Origin of the sequence: Mesorhizobium sp. M0292, from assembly GCF_040321695.1 — a bacterium.
In the GTDB taxonomy this organism is placed as follows: domain Bacteria; phylum Pseudomonadota; class Alphaproteobacteria; order Rhizobiales; family Rhizobiaceae; genus Mesorhizobium.
Map to the genome: position 1 here is coordinate 418235 of NZ_JAMYSB010000003.1, position 10891 is coordinate 429125.

A 10891-nucleotide genomic window follows, 5' to 3' on the forward strand; every position below is an offset into this window, starting at 1 on the left:
GAAGGCATACCCCAGGGGTGGCACATGACCGGGCAGAAGCGCTCCCACGATCGACTGAAACGAGCGGTCGCACCCTATCTCTATCTGTCACCCTCGCTCCTCATAATCGGCCTTCTGATGCTGCTGCCGATGGTGACGGTGATTGGCTATTCGTTCCAGAACAGCGCGGTGCTGCGTCGCGACCCGTCCTTTGCCGGATTGAAACACTACCAGGCGATCTTTGCCGATCCGGTGTTCTGGGCCTCGCTGTGGCACACGCTCTACTTCACCTGCATGAGTGTCGTCTTCCATATGACCATCGGCATGCTCTTCGCACTCATGCTGAACAGCGACCGCATCAATCCGACGCTGCGCAACATCCTGCGCGTGCTGTACATACTGCCCTGGCTGTTCACCGCGGTGATTATCGCGGTGATCTGGCGCCTTCTGCTTGAGCCGAATGGTGTCGTGAACAGTGTTCTCATGCAGATCGGCATCATCGGTTCCAAGGTCGAGTGGTTTTCCTCGCCCGCGACCGCGCTGCACGCCGTCACCTTCGCCAATATCTGGGCGGGCTACCCGCTTTTCATGGTCAGCCTGCTCGCAGGCTTGCAGGGCATTCCCAAGGATTTCTACGAGGCCGCCGATATCGACGGCGCGAAGGCCTACCAGAAGCTGATCTTCATCACCATTCCGCAGCTGATGCCGATCATCATCAGCATCTCGCTGCTCGACTTCATCTGGACCATGCAGGTCTTTCCATTGATCTGGATAACGACGGGTGGCGGTCCGATCTACTCGACCGAGGTCCTCAGCACCTACACGTACAAGCTGGCGTTTTCGAGCTACAACCTGTCGCAGGCCTCGGCGAGCGCCGTGGTCATCCTGCTGATCTCTCTCGGCCTGACGCTGTTCTACATCCGCTATCAAAAGGCTCGGTAGTCACATGAGGAAAAGACACACACCGAAAGACAGGCTGATCACCGCCGCGCTCCATGTCGCGCTTGCCGCAGGCCTCTTGTTCGCGGCCTTCCCGATCTACTGGATGCTGAGCAGCTCGTTCAAGTCGAATACCGAAATCTTCGCCCTGCCGCCAACCGTCCTGCCGAAGGCCTTCACGCTGGAAGCGTATGCGGCCATCCTTGGTGATCCGGTAAAGCTGCGCTTCTTCTTCAACAGCTACTTCGTCGCCGGAGCGGTGACCGTGCTGACGGTGCTGATCGCCTTGGTGGCGGCCTATGGGTTCAGCCGTTTCAATTTCCGCGGCAAGGGCAGCCTCAACACTCTCATCATCAGCACGCAGACGATCCCGCCGATCACGCTTTTGATCCCCTTTTTCGGGCTTGTCGTCTCGTATGGCATCTTCGACACCTATGTCGCGCTGATTCTGACCTATCTGGTGTTTACGCTGCCCTATGCGATCCTGCTGATGACGGGATATCTGAACACCTTGCCCCGCGACCTCGATGAAGCGGTGGCTGTCGACGGCGGCACCAGTTGGACCGCGCTGTGGCGGGTGATCGTGCCGATTTCACTGCCCGGTATCGTGGCGACGTCGGTCTACACCTTCCTGTTGTGCTGGAACGAATTTCTCTTTGCGCTGACGCTGACGAAGTCAACGTCCATGCGCACCGTCCCGATCGGCATCCAGCTGTTGATGGGACAACACGCCTTCGAATGGAACCAGATGATGGCGATGAGCGTGCTCGGCTCGCTGCCGCTCCTGGTCATCTACCTCGTTGCCCAGAGGTTCTTCCTCGCCGGCATGACCGCAGGGTCGGTCAAATAGGATGTTCCTCCAACGGAGAGTGGAATCAAGAAACGAAAGGATGACCGTGAAAGACCTGAAAGTCGGTTGCCAGACCTTTACCTGGGAAATGCTCGGCGACCGTTTTGCCGGCAGCCCGGACGATCTGCTCAAGGCGATCGCCGATGGCGGCTATGCCGGCATCGAGATCACCGACACGATGATCGGCCGCTATGCCGGCAAGCCAACGGAGTTCGCCGCCGCGCTGAAGTCATCCGGGCTGACGCTCGTCTCCTTCGCCTTCGGCTCCAAGAGCGGTTTCACGCTTAGGGATGAGATCGGCGCCGATCTGGAGACCGCCAAACGCTGGATCGACTTCGCCGCCGCCTTTCCCGGCGCGCTGGTGTCGATGGGCTCGGCCACGATCGTTTCCGACGGGCCGCGCGACGACAAGTTTGCCATCGCCGCCGAGGTCTACAACAAAGCCGGCGAGCTCGGGCGCGAGGCCGGCGTCCAGGTCGCGGTGCATCCAAGCTCGCATCACAACACGCTGCTGTTCGACCGCGCCGACTATGATCGCATCTTCGGGCTGGTCGACGCCTCGCTGGTCGGCTGGGTGCCGGACACCGGCCACATCTTGCGCGGCGGCCAGGACATGGCGGATACGCTCACCACTTATCGCGACCGCATCCGCTATGTGCATCTGAAGGATGTCGACGCGAATGGAACCTGGGCGATGCTCGGCAAGGGCGTCTGTGACACGGCGAAGGTGATCGAGATCGCTGGTGCTGCACCCAATTTCAACGGCTGGCTGGTGCTGGAGGAAGAGTCCGAAACGGCCGCCGCCGACCCTGCCGGCGCCGTCAAAACCAACCGCCAGACAATGCGCGGCTACGGAGCCTGAGACGATGACGACGAACAAGCCCCTGTCCGGCCCCGCCGCGATCGCTGCCCTGCCGCGCTACCGGCTGATCGGCGAGTTTTCGCTGTGGTCGGCCGACCTCGCCAATATGGAGCGCGATTTGAAGCGCATCGAGACCCATGTCGATGTTCATCATATCGACGTCGCCGACGCCCGCTTCACCCCTGGCTTCCTGTTCTTCCCGGACCTGGTGGCGCACATCGCCAAGCTCACCGCAAAGCCTATCCATGTCCATTTGATGGTCGAAGCCGAGATCGTCGAGGAACAGACGCGCCAGTTCATCGAGGCCGGCGCCGACCTGATCAGTGTGCACGCCGAAAACGGCGAGACCGGTCTGCGCGCCGTGAAACTGGCGCGTGAACTCGGGGCCGAGGCCGGCGTGGTGCTGCGGCTGGAAACACCGGTCGCGGCCGTCACGCCCTTCCTGCCGGAAGTGGCGTTCGTGACGCTGCTCGGCACTTCCATCGGCGTCAAGGGCCAAAGCCTGTCGGAGCAGGCGTGTCCGCGCCTGATCGAGGCGCGCGTGCTGATGCGCAAAGCCGGCCGCGAGGCCGACATCGTGCTCGCCGCCGATGGCGGCATCCGCCACGAGACCGTGCCCTTACTGCGCGCCGCAGGTGCGGAGACCGTGGTGCTGGGCTCGCTGGCCTTCGGCGATCCCGACCTTGCCCGGCGCATGGCCTGGCTGCACGGGCTGGAGGTCGCCGCCTGATGACCAAGCTTGCGCTGGCCTTCGATCTCGGCGGCACGGCGCTGCGCGGTGCGCTGGTCGAAAGCGATGGCCGCATCGTCGCTCATGCTTCAGCGCCGACGCTTGCCGGTGCGGGATCCGAGGCGGTGATCAGCCAGATCGTCGCTCTGGCAGGCACGCTCCTCAAGGAACACCCGCAGGCAAACGTCGCCGGCATCGGCGTCGGTGCGCCGGGACCGCTCGACCCCAAGGCGGGCATCGTGATCGCGCCGCCAACGCTGGCCGGCTGGCATGATGTGCCGCTGATCGACATTCTGGGGCGGCATTTCGGCCTGCCGGTGCGGCTGGAAAACGACGCCAATGCGGCGGCGCTCGGCGAATGGCGTTTTGGCGCCGGACGCGGCAGCGGATCGCTGGTGTTCGTGACCGTATCGACCGGCATTGGCGGCGGCGTCGTCGCCGATGGCCACATCTATCACGGCAGGCGCGGACTGGCGGCCGAGATCGGCCACATGACCATCACCGGTGAAGGCGACCGCTGCTTTTGCGGCGCCATCGGCTGCTTCGAGGCCGTTGCCTCCGGAACCGCGCTCGGCCGCCGCGCCACGCGACTGACCGCGCCGGGCGACGGCTCGCTCTTACGACGGCTGTCAAATGACGGCGAGGTCTCGGCCAGGCATGTCGTAGAGGCTGCCAAGGCCGGCGACGCCAACGCTCTCGACCTGATCGAGGCGGAAGCACAATGGCTGGGCATCGGCTTCACCAACCTGCTTCATCTCTATTCGCCCGATCTGATTGTCATGGGAGGCGGCCTTTCCAACGGGTTCGACCTTCTGGCACCGTCGATCAGAGCGGTCATCCAGCAGCGGGCGATGCCGGCCTATCGCGACGTGCCGATCGTGCAGGCTGAACTCGGCGACCGCGCCGGGCTGATCGGCGCCGCCAGCCTGATCCTGTGGGAAGGCGGTGCGCCGCTGGCGATGGCGCAGGACGACAAGGACAGAGGCGCGACCCCCGATGCCACGGAGGCACGCCATGGCTGAACTCGAGCTGCGCGGCGCGCGCGAAGATGGTGAATGGTCCAGTTTGAATGCAGCGCCAAGGTCCCCGAAGAGGACCCCTACCCTTCGCGATTCCACCTGGCGTATTTTCGGATCGTTTGCCGCTTGTCTTCCGACAAGCCAACAAGGAGATTCTCCTCGAGATAGCCTTGCCGGATGAGATTGGCGAAGACCTGTATTAGCTGTGAATAGCGATAGTCGAACATCTGGTCGATCTTCCGTCGCTGCTGCAGCAGAAGTCTTCGACATCCCACATTTCGTAAGGCGTTGCCGCAACGTGGGCCCTGCTCTTGAGTTCAGCCAGCGTCTTGTCGAGCGCCACCTTCAGCGCTGCGTCATAGGCAGTGCGGGCGACTTTCTTTTCGGACGGAGACCATTTCTCACCAGCGGTCATCGACTGTCTCTATCGTGTTCGCGGCGGCCGTCATCCGGTAACCCTGGGACGCAGGACCCCGCCTTTGGGACCAATCTACTTTCCGCAATGGTGATCGTTGACCTTGTTCAGCGCATTCGCGTCCGGCCCGACCCGGTCGTAAGAGCACGGGCCGGCCGCCGTGGTGATCAGCATTTTGTCATAGTAGCGCGGGCCGCCGAACAGGGCGTAGATGAGGTCGCGATGGGCGGGGACGTAGCGTTCGGGTTCTGGCTGACGATGGCGATGCTTGTCCTTGGCGACACCCGCTGTGGACAGGCTGCAGCCGACAGCGAGAGCGAGCATGCAGGTCGCAAAGATCTTGGTGGTCATCGGCAGTACCCCTTCTGACGGTTCGGAATCGCAGCATATCCAAAAGCGCCTGCCGAACAAAGGTTCCCTCGCCGGCATTGCCGGCCGGTGCCGAAATCAGCCCGCACTGCGCGCGCGCCGCCGTTCGGCTGCAACCAGGAGGTCGACGAAAGCGCGCACCTTGGCCGGCCTGAAGCGCGCCGGCGGGAAGACGGCATGGATGCCACCGGACGGCAAGGTCCAGTCCGCGAACACCCGAACCAGCCGGCCGCGCGCAATGTCGTCGGCGACACTGTAATCCGGAAAGATGCCGAGGCCGATGCCGGCCAGCACGCAGGACAGCACGCCTGGTGTCTTGTCGCAGCTGACGACGGGGTTGAGTTCGGCCAGCACCGTTTCCGTGCCCCTCGAGAACAGCCATTGGCCGACCCCGCGCAACTGGGCGTTGCCGACCCAGGGCAGCGACTTCGCCTGCCTGGGGCTGGCTTCCCCAGGCAGCCTGGCGGCCAGTTCCGGGCTGGCGACGACGAATTGCTGCAGGCTGCCCAGCCGCCGCGCCAGATTGCTGGAATCGGCAAGCCAGCCGACGCGGATGCCAAGATCGATCTGCTCGTCGACCAGGTTGCTGACCGCATCGTCGAAGATCGTCTCGACCCGCATTTTCGGGTATTTTCTGATGTAGGCGGCGATGGTCGGCGCCACGACCTTCTCGCCATAATCGAGCGGCGCCGTCAGCCGCAGCGTCCCCGTCGGCTGCGCCGCTCGCTGCGAAATGTCGCCATAGGCTGCCTCCGCCTCGCGCAGGATGATCGCGGTCCGGTCATAGAACAGACGACCCTCTTCGGTCGCCGTCACGCGCCGGGTCGTGCGCCGCAACAGCGTGGCGCCAAGCTCTTCTTCGAGCTTGCCGACCTGATGGCTGACCACAGCCTTGGCAACATCGAGACGGTCGGCAGCGGCCGTGAACGAGCCGGTCTCCACCACGGTGGCGAAGTAGACGAGCCGATTGAGATTGAGGAGTTCGGTCACAGGCCACTCATTGTCTGATTTTATCAGACAGTTTGTATGATTGATCGCTATTTTTCGCAAGCGGTCCAGCTGTCATCTATCGGGCAACAGAATGAGGCCGCCATGACCAATGCAACCCTAACCTATCTTTTCGACCCGCTCTGCGGTTGGTGCTATGGCGCCACGCCGATGCTTGATCGACTGGCCGCCGGCGGGACCGCGCTCCAACTGCTGCCGGTGGGGCTTTTCTCCGGTGCCGGCGCGCGGCCGCTGGATACAGGTTTTGCCGCCCACGCCTGGGACAATGACCAGCGCATCGCGCGGCTGAGCGGACAGCGCTTCAGCCAGGCCTATCTCGACAATGTGCTCAATGTCAGCGGCACCTTGCTCGATTCTTCCGCTGCCACCATGGGCATCAACGCCGCCGGGCTGGACGACTGGCGCCAGGAACTTGCGGCACTGAAGGCGATCCAGCATGCGCGCTATGTCGACGGCCGCGATATTGTGACGGTTGACGGCGTCGCCGCGGTACTGACCGACGCCGGCATGAGCGACGCGGCAAAGCTCTTGAAAGCGCCGACGCAGCCGTTTCTGGCGAAGCATCACGACCTGGTCAGCCGCGGGCGGATGTTGTTCCAACGGCTGCATGCCAATGGCGTTCCCGCGCTGGCGGTGATCGGCCAAACGGCGCCGCGCCTGATCGGCGCCAACGCGCTGTTCGGCAGCTACGACAATCTCGTCGCTCACATCGAGGCGGCGTAATCCCAGAAATTCTCCCCAGATGAAATTCTCCCCAGACGAAAGGAAAATCCCCATGAAAATCGCACTTATCGGCGCGTCCGGCCAGGTCGGCTCCCGCCTGCTTAAGGAACTCTCCGATCGCGGGCACAGCATCACCGCCATTGCCCGGCATCCAGACAAGATCGCGGCACTTCCGGGCGTGACTGCCAAGAAGGGCGACGTCTTCGACAAGGATGGCCTTGCCGCCCTGATCAAGGGTCATGACGCGGTGATCTCCTCGGTTCATTTCCTCGACAGCGATCCCGATACGCTTATCGCAGCCGTGCGTGCTTCCGGCGTCAAACGCTACCTCGTCGTCGGCGGCGCCGGCAGCCTTGAGGTTGCGCCCGGCAAGCGCCTGGTCGACACGCCGACCTTCCCTGATATCTACAAGGCCGAGGCACAGAAGGGCGCCGACTTCCTCGACACGCTGCGGACGGTCGACGATCTCGACTGGACCTTGCTGTCGCCTTCGGCGCTGTTCGTCGCCGGCGAGCGGACCGGCAAATACCGCATCGGCAAGGACACGCTGCTGACGTCCGACAAGGGCAGCAGCATTTCCTTCGAGGACTATGCCATCGTCATGGCCGACGAGATCGAAAAGCCGGCGCATATCAAGCAGCGCTTCACGGTCGGCTACTGAGCGCACTTCATTGACAGGCGGGCACTCGACGGAGCGGCCCGCGTCCGTTGCTATCGACGATAGTGCCATCGGAGCCTCCGATGGCACTATCGCTTTCTTCCGTTTCCACTCCTGCCGCCGGTCTGCGACTCTCGCCGGAGCGGTTCAGGACAGGAACGGAAACATGGCAGACATCGCAAAATCGAAAATCGCTATCATTGGCGGCAGCTCCGGAATGGGGCTGGCGTTGGCAAGGCGGTGCCTGGACTCAGACGCCGAAGTCATCATCGTCGGCCGCAGTGAAGCCAGGCTCAAGCGTGCCGGCGAGGCGCTGCAGAACCCTTCCGCTTTGAGCGCCGTCGCGGCCGATATCGCCAGGGAGGATCAGGTCGCTGACCTGTTCAAGCGAATTGGCCGGCTCGACCATATCGTCAGCACCGCCGCCGACATCGAAGGCGCCTATGAGCTATTGCCTTCAGTCGACCTGAAGGCGGCGCAGCGGGTCGTCGAAAGCAAATTTTACGGGCCGCTGCTGCTCGCCAAATATGGCGCGCCGCAGCTTTCGGCTAACGGTTCCATCACCTTCACCTCAGGCATCGCCGCCTATCGACCTGCCGCGCGCGGCTCCGTCGTCGCTGCCGTCAACGCTGCGCTGGAAGGGTTGGTGCGGGCGCTGGCGGTCGAACTGGCGCCGATCCGCGTCAACGCCGTCTCGCCGGGCTGGGTCGACACGCCGATCTGGAGTTTTGTGGCCGGCGACAAGAAGCACGAGACGCTCGATGCAATGGCCAGGCGCCTGCCGGTCGGCCGCGTCGGGCAACCGGACGACATTGCCGATGCCATCGCCTTCCTGATGAGCAACGGTTTTACGACAGGGACGGTTCTGCATGTCGAGGGCGGTCACCGGCTGATCTGAGCGCAGCGAAATTCCTGGCCGCGGCAGCCAGCAGCAGTTTCAGCGCCGGCGGTTGCACCCGCCGGCGGCGCCAGATCATGACCAGCGACGCCGTGCGGGCCGAACCCGGCCATGGCAATTCGACGATCTCGCCGCGATCGAGCGCGTCGGCAACGGCCAGCCGCGGCACCAGGCCCATGCCGACACCAGTCGCCACCAGGCCCGCAATGGCGCCGATGCTGCCGACTTCGGCGGCAAGTTCTGGCGCTGCAATCTCGGCAAAGGCAGTGTCGAACAGATGCCGGTAGACGCATCCGGTTTCCGTCACCACGAAACGCATCGCGGCGAGCGTGGCCAGGTCGCTCTGCCCCGATGCGGGCGCATGTTCGGGTGAGGCGACAAGGACCAGCGGCTCGGCCGATATCGTGCGCCGGGCCAGACGTTCGTCCAGACCGCCCTTGTCGAAACAGAAGGCGACGTCGATCTCGCTCTCTTCGAGCTGCCGCAGCAGGGCATCGCTGCCGGCGATTTTCAGCCGCAGACCGATCTCCGGGTGGTCGCCTCGAAAGGCCGCCAGCCATTGCGGAAGTCTGACCGTGGCAATCGTCTCCAGCGCGCCGACCGTAACCGTTCCGGCGGTCATTCCCGTCGTTGCCTCGACGGCAATACGCGCCTCCTCCGCCAGTTGCAGAATCTCTTCCGCATAGGGTTTCAGCGCGTCGCCGGCCGTCGTCAGGTCGAGGCCGTGGCGCGAGCGGATGAAGAGGACGACACCAAGTTCGCTTTCCAGCGACTGGATCTGGTCGCTGACGCTCGACTGCGCCAGATGAACCTCCCGCGCTGCGCGGGTGATGTTGCGGTGCCGCGCCACGGCGAGGAAGGTCTTGAGCAATCGTGGGTGCATGCCGTTTCCGGATCTGTCTCTGTTCGACATTTCGGGCTTGGCTGGTCCACTTGCAACCCTGGTCCATTTGCAACCCCGGTCCATTTGCAACCCATTGACGCCGGCGTCATCTGGTTGCGGCAGACCGAAGGGCCAGAATTTCGCGGCAATGACCCGCAAGTTTTCCCACGGCCGGCGCGGTGGCCCAAGAGATCGCCTCTGGCAGATCGCATCGCACGTATGCTCTATGCCAAGCTGATTTCCAGCACCGATGGAAGGACCGACATGCCCCGCCCGCAAGGAACCATCGCCCCGATCCTGACGCCGTTCGAGAACGATGGCCGCATTGCCCGTGACCTGTGGATCTCACATGCCAAATGGGTGCTGGGCCAGGGCGCCCATTTGCTGTCGCCGTTCGGCACCACGGGCGAGGCACTGTCGCTCTCGCTCGACGAGCGCATGCAGGCGCTGGAATGGCTGGTTGCATCAGGCATTTCGCCGGGGCGCATGATGCCCGGCACCGGCGTCACCGCACTGCCCGAAACCGTCGAACTGTCGAAGCACGCGGTCGGCCTCGGCTGCGCCGCCGTGATGGTGCTGCCATCGTTCTTCTACACGGCCGCCGGGGACGATGGCCAGGCGCGCTACTACAGCGAGCTGATCGAAAGGGTGGCCAACCCGGCGCTGAAGATGATCCTCTACCACATCCCGCAGAACTCCGGCGTGCCGGTAAGCCCTGCCCTGACCGCCCGGTTGAGCGCGGCGTTTCCAGAGACGGTCGTCGCCTACAAGGATAGCGCCGGCGACTGGAACAACACGGCGGCGGTGATTGCCGCCGCACCCGACGTCGCGGTGTTCCCCAGCTCGGAGGCGCAACTGACCAAGGGGCTCGCCAGTGGTGCTGCGGGCTGTATCTCCGCGACCGTCAATCTCAACGCTGCGGCCATCCGCGCGCTCTACGACGCGACGATCGCTGGCCAAGACGTCACGGAAGCGGACGCCGCGATCAGGGCGTTCCGCAAGGTGATCCAGGATGCAGGCCTGATCCCGGCGATGAAGGCCGTGCTGGCGGTGCGCTTCGGCGACAAACGCTGGCTCAACCTGCGCGCGCCGCATGAGAATGCGACGCTGGAAAGCGGCAAGGCGCTGCTCACTGCGCTCGGTCCCGCAGCCGATCACATTGGCCGAGGTCACGCATGATGGCGGTTGGCGCAACCCACATGCTCGCATCTTTTCAATCGGCCTAAAGTGACGAGCCTGCCGCCTCTAACGCCGACACGGGCTTAAGCGGTCGCGGACGATCAGCCCCTTTCAGGCACAGTGCAATACCGCCATTGGCCCTTGAACGGTCAAAATCGAGGCGTACCATCGCGGTATCTGAAACTGAGTCTGTTTTCATTCGTCTGGGCTAATGTCCGGATCGGATTGGGTATTTTCCTTGGCAATGGATGCAACCCGCGGCGCAGCGATGCGCGGCAAATCGTTTGCCCATGTGGGCCCGTTGCGTTATAGGCTTTGGGCGTGGAGAGAGACGGCAAGGGCAAATGCGAGGTGGTTTTCCGGCGCTGGTTTGTGGCCA

Annotated in this window: 14 protein-coding genes; 9 read left to right on the forward strand and 5 right to left on the reverse strand. The window is 63.5% G+C overall.

Annotation, left to right across the window (positions count from 1 at the left end):
* The first annotated feature begins 24 nt into the window (after positions 1 to 24).
* The 5 genes from NKI96_RS06890 to NKI96_RS06910 are packed head-to-tail and all read left to right on the forward strand — an operon-like array spanning position 25 to position 4382.
* Positions 25 to 921: a carbohydrate ABC transporter permease gene (locus NKI96_RS06890; RefSeq protein ID WP_352803449.1), complete on the forward strand. Its 897-nt coding sequence runs from the start codon at positions 25 to 27 to the stop codon at positions 919 to 921.
* Between the two features lie 4 nt (positions 922 to 925).
* Positions 926 to 1768 carry a carbohydrate ABC transporter permease gene (locus tag NKI96_RS06895; protein WP_352803452.1) on the forward strand — a complete coding sequence of 281 codons (843 nt, stop codon included), beginning with the start codon at positions 926 to 928 and terminating at the stop codon, positions 1766 to 1768.
* Between the two features lie 40 nt (positions 1769 to 1808).
* On the forward strand, positions 1809 to 2630 hold the full coding sequence (locus NKI96_RS06900; RefSeq protein WP_027050140.1) for a sugar phosphate isomerase/epimerase family protein: 822 nt from the start codon (positions 1809 to 1811) through the stop codon (positions 2628 to 2630).
* Positions 2631 to 2634: 4 nt separating this feature from the next.
* Complete coding sequence (locus NKI96_RS06905; RefSeq protein WP_352803455.1) at positions 2635 to 3360, forward strand: ribulose-phosphate 3-epimerase; 726 nt, start codon at positions 2635 to 2637, stop codon at positions 3358 to 3360.
* On the forward strand, positions 3360 to 4382 hold the full coding sequence (locus NKI96_RS06910; protein ID WP_352803457.1) for an ROK family protein: 1023 nt from the start codon (positions 3360 to 3362) through the stop codon (positions 4380 to 4382). The genes NKI96_RS06905 and NKI96_RS06910 overlap by 1 nt, the downstream gene beginning before the upstream one ends.
* 77 nt (positions 4383 to 4459) lie before the next feature.
* On the opposite strand, the gene NKI96_RS06915 is transcribed toward NKI96_RS06910, so the two are convergent.
* From NKI96_RS06915 to NKI96_RS06930, 4 genes are all read right to left on the reverse strand, one after another.
* Positions 4460 to 4606 (reverse strand): hypothetical protein, encoded by a 147-nt coding sequence (locus NKI96_RS06915; protein ID WP_352758134.1) that lies wholly within the window; start codon positions 4604 to 4606, stop codon positions 4460 to 4462.
* Positions 4579 to 4794 (reverse strand): hypothetical protein, encoded by a 216-nt coding sequence (locus NKI96_RS06920; RefSeq protein WP_352758133.1) that lies wholly within the window; start codon positions 4792 to 4794, stop codon positions 4579 to 4581. The genes NKI96_RS06915 and NKI96_RS06920 overlap by 28 nt, the downstream gene beginning before the upstream one ends.
* Positions 4795 to 4869: 75 nt before the next feature.
* Entirely contained in the window at positions 4870 to 5145 is a 276-nt protein-coding gene (locus tag NKI96_RS06925; protein WP_023732219.1) for a hypothetical protein, read from the reverse strand.
* Between the two features lie 96 nt (positions 5146 to 5241).
* Entirely contained in the window at positions 5242 to 6153 is a 912-nt protein-coding gene (locus tag NKI96_RS06930) for a LysR substrate-binding domain-containing protein (protein ID WP_023699792.1), read from the reverse strand.
* Between the two features lie 102 nt (positions 6154 to 6255).
* On the opposite strand from NKI96_RS06930, the gene NKI96_RS06935 reads away from it, so the two are divergent.
* The 3 genes from NKI96_RS06935 to NKI96_RS06945 all read left to right on the forward strand — a co-directional run bounded on the left by NKI96_RS06935 (position 6256) and on the right by NKI96_RS06945 (position 8450).
* Positions 6256 to 6894: a DsbA family protein gene (locus tag NKI96_RS06935; protein ID WP_023740596.1), complete on the forward strand. Its 639-nt coding sequence runs from the start codon at positions 6256 to 6258 to the stop codon at positions 6892 to 6894.
* Positions 6895 to 6946: 52 nt separating this feature from the next.
* Positions 6947 to 7555, forward strand: coding sequence for an NAD(P)-dependent oxidoreductase (locus tag NKI96_RS06940; protein ID WP_023667893.1), 609 nt, complete (start codon positions 6947 to 6949; stop codon positions 7553 to 7555).
* Between the two features lie 163 nt (positions 7556 to 7718).
* A complete protein-coding gene (locus NKI96_RS06945; protein ID WP_023820937.1) occupies positions 7719 to 8450 on the forward strand; it encodes an SDR family oxidoreductase in 732 nt (243 codons plus the stop codon).
* Here the strand turns inward: NKI96_RS06945 and NKI96_RS06950 are convergent.
* Positions 8401 to 9333 (reverse strand): LysR family transcriptional regulator, encoded by a 933-nt coding sequence (locus NKI96_RS06950; RefSeq protein WP_352535449.1) that lies wholly within the window; start codon positions 9331 to 9333, stop codon positions 8401 to 8403. The two genes, NKI96_RS06945 and NKI96_RS06950, sit on opposite strands and share 50 nt — an antisense overlap.
* Before the next feature lie 264 nt (positions 9334 to 9597).
* Between NKI96_RS06950 and NKI96_RS06955 the strand changes: the two genes are divergently transcribed.
* On the forward strand, positions 9598 to 10512 hold the full coding sequence (locus NKI96_RS06955; protein WP_352803461.1) for a dihydrodipicolinate synthase family protein: 915 nt from the start codon (positions 9598 to 9600) through the stop codon (positions 10510 to 10512).
* Positions 10513 to 10891: the final 379 nt, after the last annotated feature.